The 24434-nt window shown below is 74.2% G+C and carries 26 protein-coding genes; 17 read left to right on the top strand and 9 right to left on the bottom strand.

The genetic code is table 11. The features are described 5' to 3' along the window. Positions 1 to 165: 165 nt before the first annotated feature. Complete coding sequence (locus ACWEFJ_RS27840; protein ID WP_378086905.1) at positions 166 to 1683, bottom strand: GGDEF domain-containing protein; 1518 nt, start codon at positions 1681 to 1683, stop codon at positions 166 to 168. 73 nt (positions 1684 to 1756) lie between these two features. After that, on the bottom strand, positions 1757 to 2389 hold the full coding sequence (gene bluB / locus ACWEFJ_RS27845; RefSeq protein ID WP_378086907.1) for a 5,6-dimethylbenzimidazole synthase: 633 nt from the start codon (positions 2387 to 2389) through the stop codon (positions 1757 to 1759). An 84-nt stretch (positions 2390 to 2473) separates the two neighbouring features. Between bluB and ACWEFJ_RS27850 the strand changes: the two genes are divergently transcribed. Together ACWEFJ_RS27850 and ACWEFJ_RS27855 are read left to right on the top strand one after the other, a co-directional pair. Next, positions 2474 to 2785 (top strand): hypothetical protein, encoded by a 312-nt coding sequence (locus ACWEFJ_RS27850; protein ID WP_378086909.1) that lies wholly within the window; start codon positions 2474 to 2476, stop codon positions 2783 to 2785. Positions 2786 to 2885: 100 nt separating this feature from the next. Then, the gene (locus tag ACWEFJ_RS27855) at positions 2886 to 3938 is read left to right on the top strand and encodes a MerR family transcriptional regulator (RefSeq protein WP_449715521.1); all 1053 of its coding nucleotides are present in this window, start codon (positions 2886 to 2888) and stop codon (positions 3936 to 3938) included. Here the strand turns inward: ACWEFJ_RS27855 and ACWEFJ_RS27860 are convergent. Beyond that, positions 3935 to 4537 carry a TetR/AcrR family transcriptional regulator gene (locus tag ACWEFJ_RS27860; protein ID WP_378086913.1) on the bottom strand — a complete coding sequence of 201 codons (603 nt, stop codon included), beginning with the start codon at positions 4535 to 4537 and terminating at the stop codon, positions 3935 to 3937. The two genes, ACWEFJ_RS27855 and ACWEFJ_RS27860, sit on opposite strands and share 4 nt — an antisense overlap. A gap of 101 nt (positions 4538 to 4638) precedes the next feature. On the opposite strand from ACWEFJ_RS27860, the gene ACWEFJ_RS27865 reads away from it, so the two are divergent. Further along, complete coding sequence (locus tag ACWEFJ_RS27865; RefSeq protein WP_449715522.1) at positions 4639 to 5406, top strand: alpha/beta fold hydrolase; 768 nt, start codon at positions 4639 to 4641, stop codon at positions 5404 to 5406. Here the strand turns inward: ACWEFJ_RS27865 and ACWEFJ_RS27870 are convergent. Then, complete coding sequence (locus ACWEFJ_RS27870; RefSeq protein WP_378086917.1) at positions 5403 to 6056, bottom strand: histidine phosphatase family protein; 654 nt, start codon at positions 6054 to 6056, stop codon at positions 5403 to 5405. The genes ACWEFJ_RS27865 and ACWEFJ_RS27870 overlap by 4 nt on opposite strands. 54 nt (positions 6057 to 6110) lie before the next feature. Between ACWEFJ_RS27870 and ACWEFJ_RS27875 the strand changes: the two genes are divergently transcribed. Genes ACWEFJ_RS27875 through ACWEFJ_RS27900 form a run of 6 tightly spaced genes read left to right on the top strand, consistent with a single transcriptional unit; the run spans position 6111 to position 11152 of the window. Further along, complete coding sequence (locus tag ACWEFJ_RS27875; RefSeq protein WP_378086919.1) at positions 6111 to 6431, top strand: EthD family reductase; 321 nt, start codon at positions 6111 to 6113, stop codon at positions 6429 to 6431. Further along, positions 6428 to 7261 carry a 3-hydroxyacyl-CoA dehydrogenase family protein gene (locus ACWEFJ_RS27880; RefSeq protein ID WP_449715523.1) on the top strand — a complete coding sequence of 278 codons (834 nt, stop codon included), beginning with the start codon at positions 6428 to 6430 and terminating at the stop codon, positions 7259 to 7261. The genes ACWEFJ_RS27875 and ACWEFJ_RS27880 overlap by 4 nt, the downstream gene beginning before the upstream one ends. 24 nt (positions 7262 to 7285) lie before the next feature. Next, positions 7286 to 8401, top strand: a complete 1116-nt coding sequence (locus ACWEFJ_RS27885) for a GNAT family N-acetyltransferase (protein ID WP_449715524.1) — start codon at positions 7286 to 7288, stop codon at positions 8399 to 8401. A gap of 11 nt (positions 8402 to 8412) precedes the next feature. After that, the gene (locus ACWEFJ_RS27890; protein ID WP_378086925.1) at positions 8413 to 9027 is read left to right on the top strand and encodes a trimeric intracellular cation channel family protein; all 615 of its coding nucleotides are present in this window, start codon (positions 8413 to 8415) and stop codon (positions 9025 to 9027) included. 59 nt (positions 9028 to 9086) lie between these two features. Then, positions 9087 to 9776: a response regulator transcription factor gene (locus ACWEFJ_RS27895; protein ID WP_378086927.1), complete on the top strand. Its 690-nt coding sequence runs from the start codon at positions 9087 to 9089 to the stop codon at positions 9774 to 9776. Continuing rightward, positions 9773 to 11152: a sensor histidine kinase gene (locus tag ACWEFJ_RS27900; protein ID WP_378086929.1), complete on the top strand. Its 1380-nt coding sequence runs from the start codon at positions 9773 to 9775 to the stop codon at positions 11150 to 11152. The genes ACWEFJ_RS27895 and ACWEFJ_RS27900 overlap by 4 nt, the downstream gene beginning before the upstream one ends. Before the next feature lie 145 nt (positions 11153 to 11297). On the opposite strand, the gene ACWEFJ_RS27905 is transcribed toward ACWEFJ_RS27900, so the two are convergent. Further along, entirely contained in the window at positions 11298 to 12107 is an 810-nt protein-coding gene (locus ACWEFJ_RS27905) for a hypothetical protein (protein WP_449715525.1), read from the bottom strand. A 219-nt stretch (positions 12108 to 12326) separates the two neighbouring features. On the opposite strand from ACWEFJ_RS27905, the gene ACWEFJ_RS27910 reads away from it, so the two are divergent. From ACWEFJ_RS27910 to ACWEFJ_RS27945, 8 genes are all read left to right on the top strand, one after another. Further along, complete coding sequence (locus tag ACWEFJ_RS27910) at positions 12327 to 14330, top strand: beta-galactosidase (protein WP_449715526.1); 2004 nt, start codon at positions 12327 to 12329, stop codon at positions 14328 to 14330. 1 nt (position 14331) lies between these two features. Continuing rightward, positions 14332 to 15129, top strand: coding sequence for a DeoR/GlpR family DNA-binding transcription regulator (locus tag ACWEFJ_RS27915; protein WP_106617254.1), 798 nt, complete (start codon positions 14332 to 14334; stop codon positions 15127 to 15129). Further along, positions 15126 to 16214, top strand: coding sequence for a galactose-1-phosphate uridylyltransferase (galT, locus tag ACWEFJ_RS27920; RefSeq protein ID WP_449715527.1), 1089 nt, complete (start codon positions 15126 to 15128; stop codon positions 16212 to 16214). Before ACWEFJ_RS27915 ends, galT begins: the two co-directional genes overlap by 4 nt. Positions 16215 to 16304: 90 nt before the next feature. Next, the gene (locus ACWEFJ_RS27925) at positions 16305 to 18143 is read left to right on the top strand and encodes a S1C family serine protease (protein ID WP_449715528.1); all 1839 of its coding nucleotides are present in this window, start codon (positions 16305 to 16307) and stop codon (positions 18141 to 18143) included. Between the two features lie 150 nt (positions 18144 to 18293). Further along, positions 18294 to 18989 carry a response regulator transcription factor gene (locus tag ACWEFJ_RS27930; protein WP_449715529.1) on the top strand — a complete coding sequence of 232 codons (696 nt, stop codon included), beginning with the start codon at positions 18294 to 18296 and terminating at the stop codon, positions 18987 to 18989. Then, positions 18989 to 19999 carry a sensor histidine kinase gene (locus tag ACWEFJ_RS27935; protein WP_449715569.1) on the top strand — a complete coding sequence of 337 codons (1011 nt, stop codon included), beginning with the start codon at positions 18989 to 18991 and terminating at the stop codon, positions 19997 to 19999. The genes ACWEFJ_RS27930 and ACWEFJ_RS27935 overlap by 1 nt, the downstream gene beginning before the upstream one ends. A gap of 316 nt (positions 20000 to 20315) precedes the next feature. Beyond that, positions 20316 to 20816: a MogA/MoaB family molybdenum cofactor biosynthesis protein gene (locus tag ACWEFJ_RS27940; RefSeq protein WP_053719418.1), complete on the top strand. Its 501-nt coding sequence runs from the start codon at positions 20316 to 20318 to the stop codon at positions 20814 to 20816. Further along, on the top strand, positions 20813 to 21001 hold the full coding sequence (locus ACWEFJ_RS27945) for a hypothetical protein (RefSeq protein ID WP_378090817.1): 189 nt from the start codon (positions 20813 to 20815) through the stop codon (positions 20999 to 21001). Before ACWEFJ_RS27940 ends, ACWEFJ_RS27945 begins: the two co-directional genes overlap by 4 nt. A gap of 309 nt (positions 21002 to 21310) precedes the next feature. On the opposite strand, the gene mscL is transcribed toward ACWEFJ_RS27945, so the two are convergent. The 4 genes from mscL to ACWEFJ_RS27965 form a co-directional block, all read right to left on the bottom strand. After that, entirely contained in the window at positions 21311 to 21709 is a 399-nt protein-coding gene (mscL, locus tag ACWEFJ_RS27950; RefSeq protein WP_378090816.1) for a large-conductance mechanosensitive channel protein MscL, read from the bottom strand. A 1181-nt stretch (positions 21710 to 22890) separates the two neighbouring features. Then, positions 22891 to 23400 carry an SAF domain-containing protein gene (locus tag ACWEFJ_RS27955; protein ID WP_449715530.1) on the bottom strand — a complete coding sequence of 170 codons (510 nt, stop codon included), beginning with the start codon at positions 23398 to 23400 and terminating at the stop codon, positions 22891 to 22893. An 88-nt stretch (positions 23401 to 23488) separates the two neighbouring features. Next, positions 23489 to 23767 carry an FmdB family zinc ribbon protein gene (locus ACWEFJ_RS27960; protein WP_449715531.1) on the bottom strand — a complete coding sequence of 93 codons (279 nt, stop codon included), beginning with the start codon at positions 23765 to 23767 and terminating at the stop codon, positions 23489 to 23491. Between the two features lie 101 nt (positions 23768 to 23868). Next, positions 23869 to 24432 carry a 5-formyltetrahydrofolate cyclo-ligase gene (locus tag ACWEFJ_RS27965; RefSeq protein WP_449715532.1) on the bottom strand — a complete coding sequence of 188 codons (564 nt, stop codon included), beginning with the start codon at positions 24430 to 24432 and terminating at the stop codon, positions 23869 to 23871. Between the last annotated feature and the right edge of the window lie 2 nt (positions 24433 to 24434).

A 24434-nucleotide genomic window follows, 5' to 3' on the forward strand; every position in this document is an offset into this window, starting at 1 on the left:
GCCGGCAGGCCCGGCGGGGTAAAGCGTCCCGCCAGGCCTGCCGGCTTCGTCCAGCCTAAGGCACCCGAACCCATGTCAAATCGAGCCTCGGTGGGCGCGCTGCGGGTCCGTTGTGGGTGGGTTGGTGGGGGTTGGGTGGGGTTGTTGTAGGGGTTGGGTGTGGGGTTAGTTGCCGGAGATGGTTTCCGGGACGACGAGGTGGGGTTCGACTTCGACGCGGTTGCGGCCGTGGCGTTTGGCGCGGTAGAGGGCCATGTCGGCGGCGGCGAAGAGTTGGTCCAGTTTGGCCGGGCCGGCGGCGACGCCGATGCTGACCGTCGGTTTGCGGGTCGGGCCCAGGACGACGGTCCAGTCGTGGTTGTCGACGGCGGCCCGGATGCGTTCGGCGACGGTCGGGCCCACGTCCTGGGTGTTGCCGGCCGTGTCGCCGAGGAGGACGACGAACTCGTCGCCGGCCCAGCGGGCGACCAGGTCGGCGGCGCGGCACTCGCGGCGCAGGAGTTGGGCGATCTCGCGCAGGGTGGCGTCGCCGGCGGCGTGGCCCGCGTCGTCGTTCACGCCCTTGAACCGGTCCACGTCGACCAGGACGAGCCACGGCACGCGGCCGTGGGCGGCGGTGTTCTCCAGCAGGCCGGCGGCGGCGCGTTCCAGGCCCAGGCGGTTGGCCAGGCCGGTCAGCGGGTCGCGGGCGGCGGCTTCCTGGGCGGCGACGGCGAGTCGTTGGGCCTGCACGGCGACGCGGCGTTGTTCCAGGGCTTGCCCGAGTCCTTCCTGGAGGGTCTCGGTCGCGGTGCGGCCGGCGGCGACCGAGCAGCGCAGCGCGGTGGCCTCGCCCACGTGGTCGTCCATCTCGGCGCAGATGTCGGCCAGGTCCAGGGAGAACCGCAGCAGGAGCGACGGGTCGTTGATGGACTCCGAGGCGGCGACCGCGCGGCTGGCCAGGGTGCGCGCCTGCACGAGGTCGCCCTGCTCGCGCCGGACCACGGCCAGCACCCAGCCGGCCACGGCGGCGGCCCACTTGTCGTTCGCCTCCTGGGCCTGCCGCAACGTCTCCCGGGCGTTCTCCTCGGCCTGCTCCAGCTCGCCGACGCCGGCCAGGGAACGGCTGTAGGCGGCGAGCAGCGCCCGGCGCATCTGCTCGTCCTTGGCCAGCTCCAGCCCTTCCCTGAGGTGGCCGCGGGCCTCTTCGAAGATCGCCGGCGCGACCTCGGGGTCGGAGGAGATCGCGCGGAAGTTCAGGGTGCCGCCCAGGCCCTGGAGGCAGTGGGCGAGCACTTCGTCGGCCCCTTCGACCGACGCCTCCGCGGCCCGGCGGGCCACCTGGACCGACAGCCGGAGCATGTCCACGGCGGCGCGGCGGTTGCCGATGCCCTCCAGCAGGTAGGCGAGGGCGTGCATGGCCTGCGCGGCGGCCGGGTTGTCGCTGTGCTCGCCGTCGAGGTCGGTCCAGCCCTCGGCGGCCAGTTCGAGGGCGAGGGGGATGCGGCCCAGCCGCCAGGCCAGCTTGGCCCGGTCGATCAGCACGGCGGAGCGCTGCCAGCGGTCCGCGCCGGGCGCGACGCGGCTCACCAGCTGGTCGAACAGGGTGTTGGCCTCCGGCAGGCGGCCAGCGTTCAGCAACGCCTTGACCTCGAGGTCGAGTTGCGGGACCTGTTCGGCTACCAGCCGATCTCGCTGCTCCACTCCTGCTGACACTCCATTCCGACTCGGCGAGGCGGTACGCGGGACCCCTCGCCGCCGGCACGGCTACCACAGGCTACCGGCCCGAACGCCGGGTGTACCGCTCCTCGTGCAGCACCGCTTCCAGGGGCAGCCGGCTGCGCCAGCCGTGGCGCTCCAGGTCGGGCGTCTCCGGCAGGCAGTCGACCGGGCCGACGCACAGCCACGCCACCGGGCGGAGGGGTTGCGGGATGTCCAGCAGCCGCCGCAGCACGTCCTCGCGGTAGAAGCTGACCCAGCCCACGCCGAGTCCTTCGGCGGTGGCGGCCAGCCACAGGTTCTGGATGGCCAGGCACACCGAGTACAGGCCCGCGTCGGCGATGGCGTGCCGGCCCAGGACGGCCGGCGCGCCGCGGTCCGGGTCGTAGGTGACGACCACGCCGACCGTGGACTCGAGGATGCCCTCGACCTTGATCCGGGCGAACAGCTCGGCCTGCCGGGGGTCCAGCCCGGAGGCGAAGACGCTGCGCTCGGCGTGCACGTGGTCGCGGAAGGCGCGGCGGGTGTGCTCGTCGCGCACGACGATGAAGTCCCACGGCTGGGACAGGCCCACGCTGGGCGCGGCGTGCGCGGCGGTGAGCACCCGGCGCAGCACGTCCGGCGGGATCGGGGCGCCGGTGAACTCGCCCCGGGTGTCCCTCCGGCGGTGCAGGACGTCGTAGAAGCTCATTCGGACGATCGTGCCTCACGCCTTCCGGTGAACCTGTCCGGGAGGAGGTGGCGTCCGTCTCAACCGGGCGTTGAATGGCCGGTCGTGATCGGAACTGCGCACGGGTCGGCGCTCGGCTTCGCGGGTGGCGTCGTGGTGACCGCGCTGACGGCGGCTTGGCCGGTGTTCGCCCTGCTCCTGCTGGTGGTGGTCGTGGCGCTGGTCTCGTGGCGGACGACCGTCGCGGGCGCGGCGCTGACCGCCGTGCAGTGCTGGGGCCTGTACGGCAGCTTCGTGATCGGCGACGAGGGCCGGCTGGTGGCCGACTGGCCCGCGCTGGCGGTGCTGGCCGTGGCGGCCGCGGTGTCGCTCGGCGGGGTGGTCCGGGACCGCGCGCCGGCCGCCGCCCGCCCCTGACCCCTCCCGGTCGCCGTGCCGGTTGACCTTCACCCCGGGGGAAGCCGCACGGTGGTCCCGACCGGGCCGGAGGGGCCCGGTTCGGGGAACGGGGTGGGACGTGGAGCTGTTGACCATCGGGGCGTTCGCGCGGGTCGTCCGCCTGTCGCCGAAGGCGTTGCGCCTCTACGACGAGCTGGGCCTGCTGAGGCCCGCGAGGGTGGACCCGCTGTCGGGCTACCGGCTGTACTCGCCGGACCAGGTCGGCCAGGCCCGGCTCGTCGCCTGGCTGCGTCGGCTCGGGATGCCGCTCGCCCGCATCCGAGGGGTGTGCGGGCTGCCTCCCGGGCAGGCCGCGGCCGAGGTGCGCGCCTACTGGGCGCAGGTCGAGGCCGACACGGCGGCCCGCCGCGGTCTCGCCTCCTTCCTCGTGGAGCAGCTGTCCGGGGAGGACACGACCATGACCGTCGCACTGAAGTACGCGGTGAGGACCGACCAGGGGCTCGTGCGCGACGCGAACCAGGACGTCGGCTACGCGGGCGACCGGCTGCTCGCCGTGGCCGACGGGTTCGGCGCGCGGGGCGAGCCGCTCAGCTCGGTGGCCGTCGAGGCGCTGGCCCCGCTGGACACCGCGATCCCCGCGGGCGAGCTGCTCAACGCGCTCGCGGACGCGGTGCACCGGGCGGGCGCGGCGGTGGGCGACTACCTGTCGGCCCACCCCGCCGAGGGGTGCAGCGGGACGACGTTGACCGCGATGGTGCTCTCCGGCTCGCGGCTGGGGCTGGTGCACGTGGGCGACGCGCGGGTGTACCTGCTGCGCGGCGGCGCGCTGTTCCGCATCACGCACGACCACACGGCGGTGCAGTCGTTGATCGCCGAGGGGCGGTTGACCGAGGAGGAGGCGTGGAGCCACCCGCAGCGGTCGCTGCTGGTGCGCGCGCTGACCGGCGCGGCGGTGGAGCCGGACCTGGCCCTGCACGACGCCCTGCCGGGCGACCGGTACCTGCTGTGCACGGACGGCCTGCACGCCGTGGTGCCGGAGGCCGGCGTGCGGGAGGTGCTGGTGTCGGAGCGGGAGCCGGAGGAGGCCGGCCGGAGGCTGGTCGAGCTGGCCAACGCCGCGGGCGGTCCGGACAACGTGGTGTGCGTGGTCGCGGACGTGGTGGCGGCCTAGCCGGGCGAGGGCCAGGCCGCCATCGCCGCGTCGGCCACGCGTTCCAGCACCTCCCGGCCGACGCCGTCGCACGCCTGCTGGTTCATCCCCTGGATGACCGCCGCGTAGAAGGTCGCCAGCCCGTCGACGTCGAGGTCGGCGGGCAGGCGACCGGCGTCCACGTCGGCGCGGACGAGGTCGGCGATGGCGGCCTTGGTCCGCTCGCGCAGGGCGCGCAGCTTCGCCTTGACGTCCTGCGCGGCGGGACTGCAGTTGGTCGCCCCGGTGATGATGAAGCAGCCGGGCGGGTGGCTCGGGTCGGTGTAGTCGGCGGCGAGGCGCCGCAGCATCGCGGCGATGGTCGAGCGGGCGTCGCCGGTCGGGGTCGGCGCGGTCCCGTAGGTGCGCTCGTACAGCTCGACGGCCTCGTCGAACAGCCGCCGCTTGTCGCCGAACGCGGCGTACAGGCTCGGCGGGTTGATCCCCATCGCGGCGGTGAGCGAGGCGACCGAGGTCGTCTCGTAGCCGTGCGTCCAGAACTCCCGCAGCGCGACGGCCAGGGCCCGGTCGCGGTCGAAGGCCCGCCGGTTCCGCCTGACCGGCGTCGATCCGCTGCTCATGCCCGCCAGCCTACGCCGTTGTAGCGATCGTTAAAGAAGTCCTGCTAGGGTCGCGCCCGGGACGTTCTTTAACGATCGCTAAAGCTGACAGGGAGATCCCGATGACACCCGGCACCACCGTTCGCGGCAGCGGCCCCGGCCTCCTCCTCGCCCACGGCGCGGGCGGCGGCGTCGAGGCCAACTACGGGCCGATCCTGGAAGGGCTCGCGGCCCGGCACACCGTCGTCGGGGTCGACTACCCCGGCGCGGGCGCGACCCCGAGGGCCGGGCGGCCCCTCGACCTGGACGGGCTGGCGGACGCGCTGGTCGCGGCGGCCGACGCGGAAGGGCTCGACACCTTCGCGGTGAGCGGCTACTCGCTCGGCGGCCCCGTGGCGATCCGCGTCGCCGCGCGGCACCCCGACCGGGTCCGGGCGCTCGTGCTGAGCGCGACGTTCGCCCACGCCGACACCCGCACCACCCTGGTCGCCGACATCTGGCACGAGCTGTTCGAGTCCGGCCGGCACGCCCTGCTCGCCCGCTACGTGAACCTGATGGCGGTGGGCGAACCGGTCCTGAACACCCTGAGCCCGGACCAGGTGCGCGCCGCCGCCGAGCAGCTCGCGACCGGCTTCCCGGTCGGCACCGGCGACCAGGTCGACCTGGTCCGGCGGGTCGACGTGCGCGGCGACCTGGCCGGCCTGTCCGTCCCGGCGCTCGTCGTCGTCACGACCGCCGACCCGCTGGTCTCGCCGACCCTGCAACGGGAACTCGCCGCCGCCCTCCCCGCCGCCGAGGTCGCCGACCTGCCGACCGGGCACCTGCCGTTCGTCGAGCGCCCGGGGGAGTGGCTGCGGCTCATCGACGACTTCCTGGCCCGGGTCGGCTAGCCGATCGGGCCCTGCGTCTCGCCGTCCGGGGACGGCCGCCACTGGTCGAACGGCCGGTCCAGCCGCCAGCCCGCGCCGTCGTGGGTGAGCACCCGGTCCTCGCACGTCTCCAGGTTGGACAGCGACTCGAACAGCTCGATGCTCCAGCCGAACAGCCGGCGGCACAGCAGCCGGATCGTGAGGCCGTGCGACACCACCAGCACCGTGCCGGGGTGGCCGGGTTCCCGCATCCGGGTCTCCAGGTCGGTGAGGAACGCGGCGAGGCGGTCGTCCACGTCCGCGCCCGACTCGCCGTTGGGCAGCCGGAAGAAGAAGTGACCGAACGCGTGCCGCTGGTGCTTGAGCACCTCCTGCTGCACCGGGTCCTGGAGGTTGCCCCAGTCCTGCTCCCGCAACCTCGGCTCGGCGACCGTGCGCTCGACCAGGTCGCCGAGGTCGAGGTTGCGCAGCGTGGCCCTGGTCCGCGCGTACGGGCTGACGTAGACGGCCACCGGGTCGCCGCCGAGGAGGTCCTTGATCCGCGGCCCGGCGGCCCGGGCCTGGCGCTCGCCCAACCCGGTCAGCGGCAGGGCGTGGTCGGGGATGCGGCAGTACGCCAGCTCGTCGACGTTGCCCAGGCTCTGCCCGTGGCGCAGCAGGATGATCCGCACCGGTCCATGGTGCCGGTGTTACATTCGCAGGCGAAACCGGACGGAAGGTGTCACATGGTCAAGTACGTCGCCCTGTACCGGAGACCCGCCGACGCCGAGGCGTTCGACGAGGCGTACTTCGCCTCGCACCTGCCGCTGGTCGACCGGACGCCGGGCCTGCTGCGGGCCGAGGTGGCGAAGGTCTCGCGGGTCTTCGTGCCCGGTTTCCTCGGCGAGCACGAGCTGCACATCGTGGCCGAGATGTACTTCGAGTCCGCCGACGCCATGAAGGAGGCGTTCCGCACGCCCGAGTGGCAGGCGGCGGGCGCGAACCTGACCGAGATCGGCGGCGTCGAGCTGGTGGCCATGTTCGCCGCGGAGGTCGTGGACCGATGATCGCGGTGGTGATCGGCGGCGGCACCATGGGCGCGGGCGTCGCCCACCTCCTCCTCGCCGGCGGGCACGAGGTGGTGCTGGCGGAGGCCGGGGCGGACCGGGTCGCGGCCGCGCGGCGGGCCGTCGGGGCGTCGCTGGCCAAGGCCGCCGACCGCGGCAAGCTCGACGTGCCGCCGCACGTGCTGCTCGACCGCCTGACCGTGGTGGAGCGGCTCGACGCGGAGGTCGGGCGCGGCGCGGAGCTGGTCGTCGAGGCCGTGCCGGAGGACCTGGAGCTGAAGCGGCGGGTGCTCGCCGGGGCCGCGGAGGCGTGCCCGGACGCGGTGCTGGCGTCCAACACGTCGTCGCTGTCGATCTCGGCGCTGGCCGGGGGGCTGCCGGGCGAGCGGGTGCTGGGCATGCACTTCTTCAACCCCGTGCCGGTGCAGCAGCTCGTGGAGCTGGTGCGCCACGACGGGGTGGCTTCCGACGTGGTCGCGCGGGTCCGCGGCTGGGCCGAGGAGCTGGGCAAGACCGTGATCGAGGTGCGGGACGCGCCGGGGTTCGCCACGTCGCGGCTCGGGGTCGCGGTCGGCCTGGAGGCCATCCGGATGCTGGCCGAGGGCGTCGCGAGCGCCGAGGACATCGACACCGGCATGCGGCTCGGGTACGGCTGGCCGATGGGGCCGTTGCGGCTGACGGACCTGGTCGGGCTGGACGTGCGGCTGGCCATCGCCGAGCACCTGGCGGCCGAGCTGGGGCCGCGGTTCGAGCCGCCGGCGCTGCTGCGGGAGAAGGTCGCGGCGGGACACCTCGGGCGCAAGACGGGCCAGGGCTTCTTCACCTGGTAGGCAGGACCCGTGCGGATCCGCGGGGTGGGCAGGGACGACGTCGGGGAGGCCGACCGGCTGCGCCGGGTGGCGTTCGGCCGCGTCGCCGAACCGTCGTCGCGGCCCGGCGTGCGCGGGCTGCTCGCCGAGCTGGGCGGTCGGGCGGCGGGCGTGCTGACGATCAAGGAGTTCCACCAGTTCTGGGGCGGCGCGACCGTGCCCATGGGCGGCGTCGGCGGCGTGGCCGTGGACCCCTGGGCGCGGGGGCGGGGCGTGGCCGGCGCGCTGCTCGACGCGGCCCTGCGGGACATGCGGGAGCACGGCCAGGCGCTGTCCGCGCTCTACGCGACCGTGCCCGCGGTGTACCGGTCGCGCGGGTGGGAGCGGGCCGGCGTGTTCGAGTGGCTGGAGTTCCCGCTGGACCGGATGCCCGCCGGGGCGCGGGTCGAGGCCCGGCCCGCCGTCGAGGGCGACCTGTCGGCGCTGCACGCGTGCTACGCCGACCTGGCCTCGACGGTGAACGGGCTGCTGGACCGCTCCGCGCCCGCGATCGACGTGTCCGGCGTGCTGGACCTCGACGTGGTGTCGGTGGTGCCCGGCCACGACGGCGGGGTGCGCGGGTACCTGACCGCCGAGCGCGGCCTGCGGGGCCTGCGGGTGTTCGACCTGGTGGGGCGGGACGTGACCACGCAGCTCGGGTTGCTGCGGGAGCTGGGCAGCTGGGCCGGCGTGCTGGACCGGGCGCAGGTCCGGGTGGTCGACCCGGCGGTGACGGGCCTGCTCACGAACCAGGCGATCGAGCACACCGTGACCACGTCCGCGTGGCTGCTGCGGGTGGTGGACCTGCCGGCGGCGGTGGCCGCGCGGGGCTGGCCCGCGGCGCGGTGGCTCCGGTCGGCGGCCGTGGACCTCGACGTGGTGGACGAGCACGCGCCGTGGCACGCGGGACGGTGGCGGCTGGTCGTGGAGGACGGCGAGGTGCGGGTGGAGCCCGGGGGCGGCGGCGCGGTGCGGCTGCACGCGCGGGCGCTCGGGCCGTGGTTCAGCGGCATGCAGGACAGCCACGCGCTGCGCCGCGCCGGGCTGCTCGACGGGGACGGCGCCCTGCTCGACCGGCTGGTCGGCGCACCCGGTGTCCCCCGCCTGGCCGACTACTTCTAACCTGGTCGGCCGTGCTGCTCGCCGCGCTGGAACTGGTCGGCATCGCCGCGTTCGCCGCCTCCGGCGCGCTGGCGGCGGTGCGGGCGCGGCTGGACGTGTTCGGCGTGATCGTGCTGGGGCTGACCACCGCGCTGGGCGGCGGCGTCATCCGGGACGTGCTGCTCGGCGTGCACCCGCCGGCGGCCCTGTCGAGCTGGCCGTACCTGGCCGTGGCGGGCGTCACCGGGTTGATCGTCTTCTGGTTTCACCCGACCGTGGCGAAGCTGCGGCGGGCGGTCCTGCTGCTCGACGCGATCGGGCTCGGGCTGTTCGTCACCGCGGGCACCACGACCGCGTTGCGGCTGGGCGCGCCCCCGTACGCGGCGTGCCTGGTCGGGATGACGACGGGCATCGGCGGCGGCGCGTTGCGGGACGTGCTGCTGCGGGAGATCCCGCTGGTGCTGCGGCGGGAGATCTACGCGGTGGCGGCGTTGTGCGGGGCGGTCGTGGTGGCGTTCGGCGACCACCTGGGGCTGCCCGCGGTGCCGGTGACGCTGGTCGGGTCGGCGGTGATCGTGGGGTTGCGGCTGCTCGCGCTGTGGCGGCGGTGGAACGCCCCGGTGGCCCGCGGCGGTCCGGGAACTTGACGGCAGGCTCACACCGGCTTCTCAGGCGGCTCTCAGGACCAGGGGCAAGACTGAGCCCCATGCGCATCCTCGTTGTCGACGACGACCGGGCCGTGCGTGAGTCGCTCCGCCGCTCACTGCAGTTCAACGGCTACCAGGTCGACCTGGCCGGCGACGGTCAGCAGGCCCTCGAGTCCGTCGTCTCCCAGCGCCCCGATGCCATGGTGCTGGACGTGATGATGCCCCGGCTGGACGGGCTGGAGGTGTGCCGCCGGTTGCGCAGCACCGGCGACGACCTGCCGATCCTCGTGCTCACCGCCCGGGACGCGGTCTCCGACCGGGTGTCCGGGCTGGACGCGGGGGCCGACGACTACCTGCCCAAGCCGTTCGCGCTGGAGGAGCTGCTGGCCCGACTGCGCGCGTTGCTGCGGCGGGCGGCGTCCGACGCCCAGGAGCCGGCGGGCGCGGTGCTGCGGTTCGCGGACCTGGAGCTGGACCCGGGCACGCGCGACGTGCGGCGCGGCGACCGGCCGATCAGCCTCACCCGGACCGAGTTCGCCCTCCTGGAGCTGTTCCTGGCGCACCCGAAGCAGGTGCTGACCCGCGGCCGGATCCTGGAGGACGTCTGGGGCTACGACTTCCCGACCTCGGGCAACGCGCTGGAGGTCTACGTCGGCTACCTGCGCCGCAAGACCGAGGCCGAGGGCGAGCCGCGGCTGCTGCACACCGTGCGCGGCGTGGGTTACGTGCTGCGGGAGACCCCTCCGTGATCGGTGCCGCCAACGGGCGGCTCCAGCGGGTGTCGCTGCGGGCCCGGGTGACCCTGCTCGCCGCGTTCTGCGTGGCCGGAGCCGTGGCCGTCGTGTCGCTGGGGGCGTACATGACGGTGAGCCGGAACCTGCACGACCAGATGGACGAGAACCTGCGGCAGCGCGCGCAGGCGGCGGTCAACGCGCCCAAGGTCAACAACGACGTGTCCGAGATCCCCGGCGCGTTCCTGGCCGCGGGCGACATCCGGATCGGCGTGCTGGACGTGACCGGGCTGATCCAGTACCCGAAGAACACCGTCGCGCCGCCGACCCAGCCCGCCGACCTGGACGTGGCGCGCGGCACGCGCACGGAGAACATCTGGACCGACGTGCGCACCGACTTCCGGGTGATCGCGGTGCCGTACGGCGACGGTCAGGCGATGGTGATCGCGCAGTCCACCAAGCCGCTGAACACCACGCTGGGCAAGCTGTCCGTGGTGCTGTTCGTGATCAGCGGGATGGGCGTGCTGGTGGCGGCGGCCGCGGGGACGGCGGTGGCGCGGACCGGGCTGCGGCCCGTGCAGCGGTTGACGGAGGCCACCGAGCGGGTCGCGCTGACCGGTGACCTGCGGCCGATCCCGGTGTCCGGCGACGACGAGCTGGCGCTGCTGTCGCAGCGGTTCAACGCGATGCTCGGCGCGGTGGCGGAGTCGCAGGAGCGGCAGCGGCGGCTGGTCGCCGACGCCGGGCACGAGCTGCGGACGCCGTTGACGTCGATGCGGACCAACCTGGAGCTGCTGCTCGCCTCGGAGCGGCCGGACGCGCCGACGTTGTCCGACGAGGACAAGGCGGAGATCAACGCCGACGTGCGGGCGCAGCTGGACGAGCTGACGACGTTGATCGGCGACCTGGTGGAGCTGGCGCGGGAGGACGCGCCGCAGGTCGTGCACGAGCCGGTGGACCTGGTCGAGGTGGTGGAGCGCGCGCTGGACCGGGCGAAGCGGCGGGCGTCCGACGTGCAGTTCGACGTGCGGTTGCAGCCGTGGTCGCTGCTGGGCGACTCCAGCGCGCTGGAACGCGCGGTGCTGAACCTGCTGGACAACGCGGTCAAGTTCAGCCCCGCGGGCGGCGTCGTGCGGCTGTCGTTGCGGCAGTTGGGCGACGGCAGCGCGGTCGTGGAGGTCGCCGACTCGGGGCCGGGCATCGCCGACGCCGACCTGCCGCACGTCTTCGAGCGCTTCTACCGCTCCTCCGAGGCCCGCACCCTGCCCGGCTCGGGCCTGGGCCTGGCCATCGTGAAGCAGGTGGCCGAGCGCCACGGCGGCATGGCCTACGCGGGCCGCGCCCCGGAGGGCGGGGCCCTCTTCACCCTGCGCCTCCCGGGCCGCCCCCACTAACCCGCGTGTCCTACGTTCGCGTCGCGCGTGTCCTACGTTCGGAACAGCCGAGTTGAACGTTCAGAACAAGGTCCGGTCGTCCTGAGCGTTCAACTCGGGGTGCGCGAACGTAGGACACGCGCGTTCTCAACGTAGGACACGCGGGTCAGGGGAGGGTGGCGAAGGTCATCGGGCGGGTCGAGGTGGGCTTGTACTGGGTGGTCACGTTCTCGTTCGCGCCCCACCAGTGACCGGTCGGGACGTCGTCGGAGCCGGTGCTGATGAAGACCCAGCCGCGGCCGACGCCGGTGTACTCGGTGGTGCCCGACCGGCGGGTGTCCGGGAACAGGTGCACCGGGGAGCCGGACCACGTGCTCGGCACGCCGTGCGGGTTGCTGGTGCTGTCGATCACCGGCACGGCGTACTCGCGGGTCGACGCGTTGCCGTCGCGGTTGTAGAGCTGCGGTGCGCCGGCGACGATCATCGTGTGCCCGGTCGCGTCGCCGGTGCCGCCCGTGGAGTCGAGGTACTTGACCGCGATGACGTCGCCCGCCACCAGGCTCGGCACCGTCGTCTTGGCCGTGAAGTGGTCGGCGCCCGCCTGCAACCCGTCGTAGTACTGCGCCGAGGTCGGGCTGGTGCTGCCGAACTCGGTGGTCAGGTAGCTGTCGGTGGCCCACGAGAACGTGTGCCTCAGGGCGAGGGTGAGCAGCGGCGCGCACTTGGCCTTGCTCTCGTACGTGGTCGGGCTGCCCGGCGTGCCCCACACGGCGGTCGACGCCCCGTCCGGGTGGCCTAACTCGCCCGGGTAGTAGTTGTAGGTGTCCTGTCCCGGCCACGCCAGGGAGTTCAGCTCATCGGCGAGTTCGGCCAACTCGGCGTACAGCGTGGCCGACGTGGCATGGGCGGGCGGGGCCACCGCGAAACCGACCGCCACGGCGGCGGTGCAGGCGGCCAGGGCACGACGGATGAACATCGGGACGTCCTCTCACGGGTGCGGCCAGTTCTCGGTTTGAGAGAGCGACACCCGCCGCCGCGGATACGAGGCCCACGTCACACGGACGACGCCAAGCGAACACGGAGTCAACAAGACAGCTCACACCTGGAGGGCGGATCCCGTCTTTCACGCGGAAATCCGAGGGTTCTTGTTTGACTGTGTTGACGTTGGCGTGCCAGATCGACCAGTCTTGGCTTCATGACGACTTGGCCCACCGGTGTGCGCGGCCCGGCGTGGGGCGCCGACTACAACCCCGAGCAGTGGCCGGAGGAGGTCTGGGCCGAGGACGTCGCGCTGATGCGGCGCGCCGGCGTGAACCTGGTCAGCGTCGGCATCTTCTCGTGGGCCCTGCTGGAGGTCGAGGACGGCCGCTACGAGTTCGGTTGGCTCGACCGCGTGCTCGACCTGCTGCACGAGGGCGGCATCCGGGTCGACCTGGCCACCGCGACCGCCTCCCCGCCGCCGTGGCTCAGCTCCGCGCACCCCGACACGCTGCCGGTGACGGCCGACGGCGTCCGCCTCGCGCACGGCTCCCGCCAGGCGTACTGCCCCAGCTCGCCGACCTACCGCGCCAAGGCCGTCGCGCTCGCCCGCGCGCTCGCCGAGCGGTACCGCGACCACCCCGCCCTGGCCGCGTGGCACGTCAACAACGAGTACGGCTGCCACGTCTCCCGCTGCTACTGCGACCGCTGCGCGGAGGCGTTCCGGGCCTGGCTGCGCGCCCGCCACGGCACGCTCGACGCGCTGAACGAGGCGTGGGGCACGGCGTTCTGGAGCCAGCGCTACACCGCCTGGGACCAGGTCCTGCCCCCGCGCGCCACGCCCACCCTGGGCAACCCCGGCCAGCTGCTGGACTTCGACCGGTTCGGCTCCGACGCCCTGCTGGAGCTGTTCAAGGCCGAGCGGGACGTGCTGCGCGAGGTCACCCCGGACGTCCCGGTGACCACGAACTTCATGGTGACGTGGAACTTCTCCGCGCTGGACTACTGGCGCTGGGCCGCCGAGGTCGACTTCGTCTCCAACGACCACTACACCCGCGCCGAGGACCCGGAGCGGCACGTCGACCTGGCGTTCTCCGCCGACCTGGTGCGCGGCCTGGCGGGCGGCCGGCCGTGGCTGCTGATGGAGCACTCCACGTCGGCGGTCAACTGGCAGCCGCGCAACGTCGCCAAGCTGCCCGGCGAGCTGCGGCGCAACTCCTACGGGCACCTGGCGCGCGGCGCGGACGGCACGCTGTTCTTCCAGTGGCGGCAGTCCCGCGCGGGCGCGGAGCGCTACCACTCGGCGATGGTGCCGCACGCCGGCCCGGACACGAAGGTGTTCCGCGAGGTCGAGCAGGTCGGCGCGGAGTACGCGCGGATCGCCGGGCTCGTCGGGTCCACCGTGGACGCCCCGGTGGCGATCGTCTTCGACTACGACTCGTGGGCGGCGTTGCGCCAACCCGCGCACCCCACCGCGGACTTCGACTACCAGGCGCATGTCTTCGCCTACTACCGGGCGTTGTGGCGGGCCGGCGTGACGGTCGACTTCGTGCCGCCGAACGCCGACCCGGCGAAGTACCCGCTGGTCGTCGTCCCGGCGTTGTACCTGGTGGACGACGCGAGCCCGTACGAGCGCTACGTCGCCGAAGGCGGCCACCTGCTGGTCACGTACCTCTCCGGCATCACGGACCCGCGCGGCCACGTGCACCTCGGCGGCTACCCCGGCGCGTTCCGCGACCTGCTCGGCGTGCGGACCGAGGAGTTCCACCCGCTGCGCGCGGGCGAGGCGGTGGCGTTGGACGACGGCTCGTCGGCGACCGTCTGGACCGAGCACCTGCACGCCGACGGCGCGGAGGTCGTCGCCTCCTACGTCGACGGCCCGCTGCCCGGCGTCCCGGCCGTGACCCGCACCGGCCGCGGCGAGGGCGTCGCCTGGTACGTGGCGTGCGGCCTGGGCGACGACGGGTTGGACCGGCTGCTGCGGACCGCGCTCGACGGGGCCGGGGTCGCGGTCGGCCCCGGCGGCGGCGAGGTCGAGGTGGTGCGTCGGCGCGGTGGCGCGGCGGGATCCGCCGTATCGTGGCTGGTTGCGATCAACCACGGTGGCCGTGACGCCGAACTGCCCGCGGTGGGGGTCGAGCTGCTGTCCGGCGCACGGGCGTCGGGCCGCGTGGTCGTGCCCGCCGGTGGCGTGGTCGTGGTCCGGGAAGAAGAGGTGTGACGTGCTGGCCCGCCAGAGACAAGCGGTGATCCTGGAAGAGGTCCGCCGCACCGGCGCGGTGCGGGTGAGCGACCTGGTCGTCCGGCTGGGCGTCTCGGACATGACCGTGCGCCGCGACCTGGACGTGCTGGCCGCGCGCGGCCTGGTGGAGAAGGTGTACGGCGGCGCCACGTCCGTGGTCGGCCGCAGCACCGACGAGCCGGGCTTCGAGGCGAAGTCGGTGCGCCAGCTGCCGGAGAAGGAGGCCATCGCCGCGTTCGCCGCGGGCCTGGTGCGCCCCGGCACGGCGATCGGCCTGTCCGCCGGCACGACCACGTGGACGCTGGCCCGGTTCCTCGACGACATCCCGGACCTCACCGTGGTGACGAACTCGATCCGGGTCGCCGACGTGCTCCAGCAGAGCGGGCGCACCGACCGCACGGTCGTGCTGACCGGCGGCGTCCGCACCCCGTCGGACGCGCTGGTCGGACCGGTGGCCGTGCAGGCGCTGCGGTCGCTGCACCTGGACGTGGTGTTCCTGGGCGTGCACGGCATGGCCGAGCGCTCCGGCTTCACCACGCCCAACCTGAACGAGAGCGAGACCGACCGCGCGCTGGTCGACGCGGCCGGCCGCGTGGTCGTGGTCGCCGACCACACGAAGTGGGGCACCGTCGGCATCTCCACCATCGCCGCGCTGGACGAGGCGGACGTGCTGGTGACCGACGAGGGACTGGCCGAGCCCGCCCGCGCGGTGCTCGGCGAGCAGGTGGGAGAGCTGGTCCTGGCGCACGTGCCGGGACGCGGAGAGGAACTGGCGTGAGGCGCACGACCGGGAAGCTCGCCGACGGTCGAGAGATCATCTACTTCGACGACACGCCCGACGCGCCCCCGCGCGACGCGGTCGACACCCGCGACCTGCCGCGCGCGCAGCCGCTGTCGGAGGTGCGGCGCGACCCGCTGACCGGCGAGTGGGTGGCGATGGCGGCGCACCGCCAGACCCGCACCTACAAGCCGCCCGCGGACCTGTGCCCGCTGTGCCCGTCGACGCCGGGCAAGCCGACCGAGATCCCCGAGTCGAGCTACGACGTGGTGGTGTTCGAGAACCGGTTCCCGTCGTTCGCCGAGGGCGTGCCCGACCTGCCGTCCACTGTGGACGGGATGCCGATGGTGGCGCGGGCGCCGGGGCGCGGCCGGTGCGAGGTCGTGTGCTTCACGTCCGACCACACCACGTCGTTCGGCTCGCTGCCGGCGTCCCGCGTCCGCACGGTGGTGGACGTGTGGGCCGACCGCACGACGGCGCTGAACGAGGTGCCGGGCGTCGAGCAGGTCTTCCCGTTCGAGAACCGGGGCGAGGAGATCGGCGTCACGCTGCACCACCCGCACGGGCAGATCTACGGCTACCCCTTCGTGACCCCGAAGACGGAGCGGATGCTGGCCGTCGCGGCGGACTACCAAGCGTCACACGGCCGTCCACTGATGGGTGATGTTCTGGCCGCCGAACGTGCGGCCCGCACGCGGGTGGTCGCGGAGGGCGAGCACTGGACGGCGTTCGTGCCGGCCGCGGCCCGCTGGCCGGTCGAGGTGCACCTGGTCCCGCACCGGCAGGTGCCCGACCTGCCCGCCCTGTCCGACGCCGAGCGCGACGACTTCGCGGCCCTCTACCTGACCGTGCTGCACCGCCTCGACGCGCTCTACGACCGCCCGCTGCCCTACATCGCGGCCTGGCACCAGGCACCCGTGCGCACCGGCCGTGACCTGGCCTGGCTGCACCTGGAGGTGTTCTCGGTGCTGCGCACCGCGGACAAGCTCAAGTACCTCGCGGGCTCCGAGTCGGGCATGGGCGTGTGGATCAACGACGCGACCCCGGAGCAGATCGCCGAGCGGCTGCGCGGGACCGTCGGCTGACCCGTCCGGGTCACGCTCGCGCCGCGACTCACAACTGATGCCCAGTTTCGTTTAAGGCTGCTCTCAGGCGGGCACCGCACAGTGGTGGACATGACCGATGACGAGCAGCCGAAGCCGCCTCAGCAGTCGCAGCCGCCGCACTCGCAGCAGTCGCAGCCGCCGAGCCCGTGGGCCCGTGGCGGCGGCGCCGGACTCGGTCAGGACGACGCCGACGACGCGGGTGCCGTGCAGGGCGGCGCCGGCGCGTCGGGGTCCACCGGTGCGCCGGGCGCCTGGCAGGCAGGCCCGTCGCGGTCGGAGGACGTGACCGGCGGGTCGGCGGGCGCTGTGCAGGGCAGCGCCGGCCGGCCCGCCGAGGTCGCCGGGACGGCCGGCGACGACGCGCTCCGGCCCGACAGCGTCACCACGAACGACCCCTCGAACTCCGGCTCGCCGGTCGCTCACCCGAGCGCCGCCGGGCCCGTACCCGGGTCGCCGGCCGCGCACCGCGCCGGTCACCCGGATGACTTCGGCTCGTCGGCCGCCGCCGGCCAGTCGGGAACCGGTCGGGTGGGTGCCGTGCAGGGCGGCGCCGGTCCGGCCGGAGCAGGTGTGGCCGGCGCTGTGCAGGGCGGCGCGGGCCAGACCGCAACCGGTGGGTCCGGCGCCGTGCAGGGCGGCGCCGGACTGCCGGGGTCCGGGTCGGAGGGCTGGCACGCCGGCTTCCACCGTCCGGAGCACACCGGTCCGTACGGCGTGCCGCACCAGGGCGCCGGACACGACCACGCCGGCTCGCCGATCCCCACCCCTTCGGGGTCGGCGCAGCCCGGCGGCCCCTACTACGCGCACCCCGGCGCCGCGCCGGCCGCGCCGCCCCGGCCGCGGGGACGCGGCAAGGTCGTCGCCGGCGTCGCGGCGCTCGTGCTCGCCGTCGGCGGTGTCGCGGGCGGTGTCGGCGGCTACGTCGGCTTCCAGGCCGCCGAGGAGGCCCGGCCGGTCACCAACGCGCTCGACCAGGCCCCGCCCGCGCAGCAGAGCGCCGACGCCCCGGCGGGCTCGATCGAGCAGGTGGCCCAGAAGGTGCTGCCGACCGTGGTCCAGGTGCAGGTCAGCGGCGGCGCCGGGTCCGGGTTCACGCTCAGCTCCGACGGCCTGGTGCTCACCAACAACCACGTGGTCGAGACCGCCGCCAACGGCGGCCCGATCCAGGTCAAGCTCCAGGACGGCCGCGCGTTCGACGCGAAGATCGTCGGCCGCGACCCCACGTCCGACCTCGCCGTGGTCAAGATGGAGGACGTCTCCGGCCTGCCCACCGCCGAGCTGGGCAACTCCGGCGACCTGCGGATCGGCCAGCAGGTCGTGGCCGTCGGCTCGCCGTTCGACCTCAACGGCACGGTCACGTCCGGCATCGTCAGCTCGCTGAACCGCCCGGTGCGCGCCGGCGGCCAGCAGGGCGGCGTGGAGACCGTGCTCAACGCGATCCAGACCGACGCCGCGATCAACCCCGGCAACTCGGGCGGCCCGCTGGTGAACATGCGCGGCCAGGTCGTCGGCATCAACTCGGCCATCTACAGCCCGAACTCCAGCCAGTCGTCGCAGGGCGGCTCGGTCGGCATCGGCTTCGCGATCCCGATCGACCAGGCCCGCCGCACGGCCAAGGAGCTGTCGGAGACCGGCAAGGCCACCCAGACCGTGCTCGGCGTCCAGGTGGTGGACGCGCGGGAGGGCGGCGCGGAGATCCGGGCCGTCACCGGCGGCGGCGCGGCCGAGGCGGCCGGCATCAAGGCCGGCGACGTGATCACCAAGTTCGGCGACCGGCCCATCGACACCTCCGACGCCCTGGTGGCCGCCGTGCGGTCCCGCGCGCCGGGCGACAAGGTGCAGCTCACCATCGGCGGGAACCGCACGGTCGAGGTGACGCTCGGCAGCCAGCCCGTGGAGATCCGCTAGGCCCGCAAGCCCCGGCTCACGTGCCCGAGCCGGTCGTGGAGGCCGCATACCGGCGGGGTGCCCTCACCCGTCGGCGTGCGGCCTCTTGCCGTGCGTCGCCCGTGCGGGCGGCACACTGCGGTCGACTGCCGACCGACTGTGGGGCGTGACGTGGGTGAGACAACCGGACGGGTGCTCGTCGTGGACGACGACGTCACCGTGCGCGACGTGGTGCGCCGGTACCTGGAGCTGGCCGGGCACGAGGTGGAGCTGGTCGGCGACGGCGAGAGCGCGTTGCGGCGGGTCGCGGAGCGTGAGCCGGACCTGGTCGTGCTGGACCTCATGCTGCCCGGCGTGGACGGGCTGGAGGTGTGCCGGCGGCTGCGGGCGCGCAGCGCGGTGCCGGTGGTGATGCTGACCGCGCTGGGCGAGGAGGAGGACCGGATCGCCGGGCTGCGGCTCGGCGCGGACGACTACGTGACCAAGCCGTTCAGCCCGCGTGAGCTGGCGTTGCGGGTGACGTCGGTGCTGCGGCGGTCGCGGGTGGCGCCGGCGCGGTCGGCGTCGGTGCTGACCGACGGCGGGCTGCGGGTGGACGTCGGCGCGCGGGCGGCGTGGCTGGACGGGCGGGAGCTGTCGCTGACCACGCGGGAGTTCGACCTGCTGGTGTTCTTCCTGGCCCACCGCGGCACGGCGTTCGGCCGGACCGAGCTGCTGTCGCGGGTGTGGGGCTGGGAGTTCGGCGACCGGTCCACCGTGACCGTCCACGTGCGACGGCTGCGGGAGAAGGTGGAGGCCGACCCGGCGCGGCCGGTGCGGATCGCCACCGTGTGGGGCGTCGGCTACCGGTACGACGGCGGCGCGTGATGCTGACCGAGATCTACCACGTCCTGCCCTACGCGGTGCTGTTCTCGCTGCCGCTCGCGCTGGTCGGGGCGGTGGTGCTGCGGCGGTCGTCGAACGGGTCGCTGGCCACCGCGCTGACCGTGCTGGCGCTCGTGCCGGTGGTGGCGACCCTCGGCGGGGTGCTCGCGGTGAGCGGGTTCATGTTCACCCCGATCCTCACCACGGCCCTGCTGGTGTGCCTGCTGGTGGCGTTGGTGACCGTGCCGACGGCGGTCCTGCTCGGGCGGGCGGTGGCGCGGCGCAGCGTGTGGGAGAGCGAGGCGCGGGAGCGTGAACGGGCCGCCGAGGCGTCGCGGCGCGAGCTGGTGGCGTGGATCAGCCACGACCTGCGCACGCCGCTGGCCGGGATCCGGGCGATGGCCGAGGCGCTGGCCGACGGCGTGGTGGCGCGGCGCGACGAGGTCGCCGAGTACGCGGGGCGGATCTCGGGCGAGGCGGAGGCGTTGTCGCGGATGGTCGACGACCTGTTCGAGCTGTCCCGGATCACCGCCGGCGCGCTGCGCCTGACGTTCGCGGACGTGCCGCTGGCGGACGTGGTGAGCGAGGTCGTGGCGGCGGAGCACCCGGTCGCCGCGCGCAAGGGCGTGCGGCTGCGGGGCGACGCGGTGACGTGGCCGGTGGTGCCGGGCAGCGACCCGGAGCTGGCGCGGGTGGTGCGCAACCTGCTGTCCAACGCGATCCGCCACACCCCGCCGGAGGGCGTGGTGGAGGTGCGGGTGGAGGTGGAGGGCTCGTCGGCGGTGCTGCGCGTGGACGACGGGTGCGGCGGCATCCCGGACGCCGACCTGCCGCGGGTGTTCGACGTGGCGTTCCGCGGCGCGCCGCACCGGCAGCCGGTCGGCCGCGGGCTGGGGCTGGCCATCGCGCGCGGCCTGGTGGAGGCCCACCGCGGCACCATCACCGCCCGCAACCACGGCCCGGGCTGCCGGTTCGAGGTGCGGCTGCCGCTGAGCGCACCACGCACCGCTTGACCGGCAACCGCTTGCCACCCGCGGTGCGCCGCACCCGCCGGGCCGCCTCGTGCCGCTCGGGTGCCTGCCGCTCGACGTGGGCATGTGGTGTTCGGCACGCGGACGTGTCGTGTTCGGCGCGTGAGGGCGTGTGGCCTTCGGCGGTGGCCGTTTGCCGCCCGGAGGACGCGAGCCTTCACCTCGGCGGGGGTCCCCCGGCGTGGCGGACGTGCCGCCGGGGAGAACCCGCACGTCACCGGAGGCGGGACGGCCGCGCGGTCGCGGCAGCGTGACGTCACGGAACCGCCGGGTCCGCCGATTGGTTACGGTGACGCGCATGGAACGCAGCGCGCAGCGCCTGGGACGCGCCCTCGTCGTGATCGTGGACGACCGGGTGGCGCACGGTGAGCACGACGACAGCACTGGCCCGCTGGTCACGGAGTTGCTGGAGGAAGCAGGGTTCATCGTCGACGGCACGGTCGCGGTGGAGGGTGAGGTCGTGGGCATCCGCGCCGCACTGAACACCGCGGTCATCGGTGGGGTCGACCTGGTCGTCACCGTCGGCGGCACGGGCGTGTCGCCGCGCGACGTCACGCCGGACGCCACGCAGGGCGTGCTCGACCGGCCGATCAGCGGCATCGCGGAGGCGTTGCGGGCCTCGGGCCTGGCGGCGGGGGCCGTGGACGCGGGCATCTCGCGGGGGCTCGTCGGCGTGTCCGGCAGCACCCTCGTGGTGAACCTGGCCGGGTCGCGGTCGGCGGTGCGCGACGGCATGGCGACGCTGTCCGCCCTCGTGCCCTACGTGATCGAGCAGTTGTCGGGGCTGGACGAGTCGTGACCGAGCCGGCTGACGACGCCGACGCCGCCACGGCCGCCGCTGCCGCGGAGGAGGCGGCACGGCGTCGTCGGCTGGCCGAGGTCTTCGGTGACGTGCTGCCGGAGGGCTCGTCGGACGAACCCCGCCCGACCGGGCGCGACGACCGGTGGTACGAGGACAACCGACCTCCGCACCACGGCGGCTGACCCGCCACCGGCGCTTCCGTCCCCAGCCGCGGATCAACCGCCGACGCTGACCGTCGGCGTGTCCGTGGTGCACCCGCACGATCGGCGTGCCGAAGCGGCGTGGCCGAGCCGCGCCGCCGAAGCAACAGCACCCTCCCGCCGACGAGGACCGCGTGTGCGGCGGCGAACCTCACCCCGGTCGTCGGGCGCTTCTGCTCCTGCGGTCAGGGGCCTCCGGTTTCCCTCACCTCCGGTCTCGTCGGAGGGTGACCGGGCGATGCTAGGCAAGCCCGGCCGTGTCCCGTGTCGGTCGGACGACCCCTTCCGCGGTCAGTCCTGGCGCTGGCGCTGGGCGGCGAGCAGGTCGCGGATCTCCTTGAGCAGCTCGACGTCGGTCGGCTCGGCGGGGCCCGGCTCCTGGCCGCGCTTGCGCCGTTCCTTCAGCTTGTTCATCGGCAGCACGAAGATGAAGTAGACGATCGCCGCCACGATCAGGAAGTTGATCACTGCGGTGATGATCGCGCCGAAGTCGACGATCGTCTTGTCGCTGCTGCCGAGCTGCACGGCCAGGCCGTTGACGTTGCTGCCGCCGAACAACGCGATGATCGGGTTGATCAGGTTCGTGGTGAACGCGGTGACGATCGCGGTGAACGCGGCACCGATGACCACCGCCACGGCGAGATCAATCACGTTGCCGCGCATCAGGAAGTCCTTGAAGCCCTTGATCACGGTCTGGTTCCTCCGTTCGGGGTACGGGTTGGGGCTAGCGGAGGGTAACGCCCCGAAGCCGATCGGTGACGTTGCCGGCCTGTGTGTCGCGGCGCGGTCAACCGGTCAGCGGCCGCCCGACCACGCGGGGCCCGACCACGCGGGGGCCACTTCCCACCCGACCGCCACGCCACCGCCGACCACTGGCCACCCACGGCCACGCCACCGCCGACCCCGCCACAGACTCACGGCCGAGCCACCGCCAAGCCGCCTTCCACCTGCGGCCAAGCCACCGCCTATCCGCCGTCTGTCGCCCGCTGAGCCGCCGCCAAGCCGCTGCCGACGCGCCGTCGGTCGCCCGCCGGGTCGCGGCCGAGCTGCCGGCGACCCGCGGCCGAGCCGCCGTCGGTGGCCCGCCATGTCGCTGCTGGCTGCCGCTCAGCCGCCGGCGGGCCGCGTCGAGCCGGAGGCCGTGCCGCCGAGCCGCCGCCGAGCCCTCACCGGTTGCCACCACCCGCCGCCGGTCACCCGCCGAGGCGCGGCCGGACTGCCGCCGAGCTGCCGACCGACCGCTGGCTGGTGGCCAGGCCGCCAGCTCGCCCATCGGGCCGCTGCCGACTGCCGCCGAACTACCCGTCGGGCCGCTGCGCCGCTTGCTGCCAGGTCACCGCCGACCGACCGCCGGCTGTCGGTCGACCCACCACGGCTGCTGGTCGGGCCGTCGCCGGCTCGCACTTCGGGCTGCCGGCGAGTCGCCCTCGGGTCCCGGCCGGGGCTGCCCCAGGGGGCCGCCGACCTGCCCCCCGACCGCCCTCCGGCCGCTCTTGACGGCTGCTGGGTCGCCGTGGAGCCGCCGTTGAGTGGTGCGGTGACCCCTGGGAGGTCGAGGCGGCGGCCGCTGGGGTGATGGGCGGCTCGGTGTTCAGGGCGTGCGGGAGTGGTGGCGGGCTGACCGGTGGTTCGGTGGTTGGTGGGCAGGTGTGCGGTTGGTGGTGCGGCCCGTGTCGTTCGTGCGGCCCGATGCACGGCGGTGCGGGCTGGCGGTGGCAGTGCGACCGGCGGGTGGTAGCGGCAGACGGCGACCGGCGGGTGGTAGCGGCAGACGGCGGCTGGCGGCTGGTAGGTGGTTCGGGTCGGGGATAGGGCGGACCCGCCGTGGCGGTGCTGCGTGGATGGGCGGTGGTGGGTGGATGGGCGGTGTGTCAGCGCAGGACCAGGGCGACCGGGCCGGCCAGGGTTTCGGCGGCCAGGCGGCGGGCTGCGGTGTGGGTGGCGGACAGGACGACCACCTCGCCGTCGCGCACGGCGACCACCGAGGCGTCCGAGGCCAGCACGGTGGACTCCGCGCCCACCACGTCCACCCGGCTCCCCGGTCGCAGCAGGCCGGCCACGCCCGTGTCGGCCAGCCGCACGGCCACCGACGACACGCCCGGATCGGCCGCCGTCAGCCGCGCGTCCGTCAGCGGCTCGCCCGACCTGGCACCGCCCACCAGCGCCCGGCCTAACGCCTCCTCCCGCGACACCGCCCCCGCGGGCGCGAACGCGGTCGGGACGGCGACCACCCGCACGTCCTCCCCGCCCAGCGGCACGCCGGGCGGCAGGTCGCGCGCGGTCACCGCGACGTCGACGGCACCTCGGTCCGGCATCAGGGCCACACCGACGGCTACCAGGGCCAACAGGCCCGCCAGGATCCTTCTGAGGTGGAGGAGCACGGTCTCGACGTTACGAAGGGATTCGACGGTCGGACAGTGCGAACCCCCGAGCTGTGGACAACTCGGGGGCCTGTGGACAACCAGCCGGTCAGGAGGCGGCGGCAGCCGGGGTCGAAGAGGACGAAGACGTGGACGACTCGCTCTTCGACGAAGACGAAGACGACGAAGAAGAGGAGGACGAAGACGACGACGAACGGCTGTCGGTCCGGTAGAAGCCGCTGCCCTTGAACACGACACCGACCGCGCCGTAGAGCTTGCGCAGCTTGCCGGAGCACTCGGGGCACGCGGTCAACGCGGAGTCCGAGAAGGACTGCACCGCCTCGAACCGGTGGTCGCACTCGGTGCAGGCGTACTGGTAGGTCGGCACGGTGAACCCTCCACGAGTCCTGGTTGGCACTCCTGCGTCGCGAGTGCCAACACCGATGATGCGCCACCCGGCACAGGTGGCGCAAACATCACAGGTCAACGTCACAGCGGCAGCCGCACCAGCCCACGCCCGGGGGTCAGCACGGCGTCCACCCGCACGTCGTGCGGCTCCGCCGGCAACGCCGGCACGAACTCCTCGTCCCGCACCACCGCCACCACCGGACCTGTGGACAACTCCAACGCCCGGTCGTAGTACCCGCCGCCCTGGCCCAGCCGCACCCCGCCGTGGTCCACCGCCAACGCCGGCACCAGCACCAGCGCCGCCTCCCGGACCGCCGCCGCCCCCAGCAACGGCCCCACCGGCTCCCGCAACCCGAACGCGCCCACGCGCAACCGGCCGTCGTAGGCGGCCCAGTCCAACGCCTCCCCGACCACCACCGGCAGCAGCACCCGCAGCCCGTGCGACCGCAGCGCCTCCACCATCGCCAACGACCCCGGCTCGACCGCCGAAGCGACGTAAGCGCACACCGTCCCACCAGCGGGAACGTCGTAAGCGGCGACGGCGAGCAGCGCCTCGGCCGACATCGGCGGCATGGTCGCGCCCCGCCGTGCCGCCCGCAGCCGTGTGCGCAGCGTCGCCTTCCGGTCACGTTCACGGGACGTCATGG

The organism is Actinosynnema sp. NPDC004786 (assembly GCF_053601135.1).

Bases quoted from the DNA above. Each gene is read 5' to 3' on its own strand.
- bluB (WP_378086907.1), bottom strand. From the start codon at position 2,389: ATGAGCTTCTACGACGTCCTGCACCGCCGGAGGGACACCCGGGGCGAG.
- ACWEFJ_RS27860 (WP_378086913.1), bottom strand. From the start codon at position 4,537: ATGAGCAGCGGATCGACGCCGGTCAGGCGGAACCGGCGGGCCTTCGAC.
- ACWEFJ_RS27865 (WP_449715522.1), top strand. From the start codon at position 4,639: ATGACACCCGGCACCACCGTTCGCGGCAGCGGCCCCGGCCTCCTCCTC.
- ACWEFJ_RS27875 (WP_378086919.1), top strand. From the start codon at position 6,111: ATGGTCAAGTACGTCGCCCTGTACCGGAGACCCGCCGACGCCGAGGCG.
- ACWEFJ_RS27880 (WP_449715523.1), top strand. From the start codon at position 6,428: ATGATCGCGGTGGTGATCGGCGGCGGCACCATGGGCGCGGGCGTCGCC.
- ACWEFJ_RS27895 (WP_378086927.1), top strand. From the start codon at position 9,087: ATGCGCATCCTCGTTGTCGACGACGACCGGGCCGTGCGTGAGTCGCTC.
- ACWEFJ_RS27905 (WP_449715525.1), bottom strand. From the start codon at position 12,107: ATGTTCATCCGTCGTGCCCTGGCCGCCTGCACCGCCGCCGTGGCGGTC.
- ACWEFJ_RS27910 (WP_449715526.1), top strand. From the start codon at position 12,327: ATGACGACTTGGCCCACCGGTGTGCGCGGCCCGGCGTGGGGCGCCGAC.
- ACWEFJ_RS27925 (WP_449715528.1), top strand. From the start codon at position 16,305: ATGACCGATGACGAGCAGCCGAAGCCGCCTCAGCAGTCGCAGCCGCCG.
- ACWEFJ_RS27935 (WP_449715569.1), top strand. From the start codon at position 18,989: ATGCTGACCGAGATCTACCACGTCCTGCCCTACGCGGTGCTGTTCTCG.
- ACWEFJ_RS27940 (WP_053719418.1), top strand. From the start codon at position 20,316: ATGGAACGCAGCGCGCAGCGCCTGGGACGCGCCCTCGTCGTGATCGTG.
- ACWEFJ_RS27965 (WP_449715532.1), bottom strand. From the start codon at position 24,432: ATGACGTCCCGTGAACGTGACCGGAAGGCGACGCTGCGCACACGGCTG.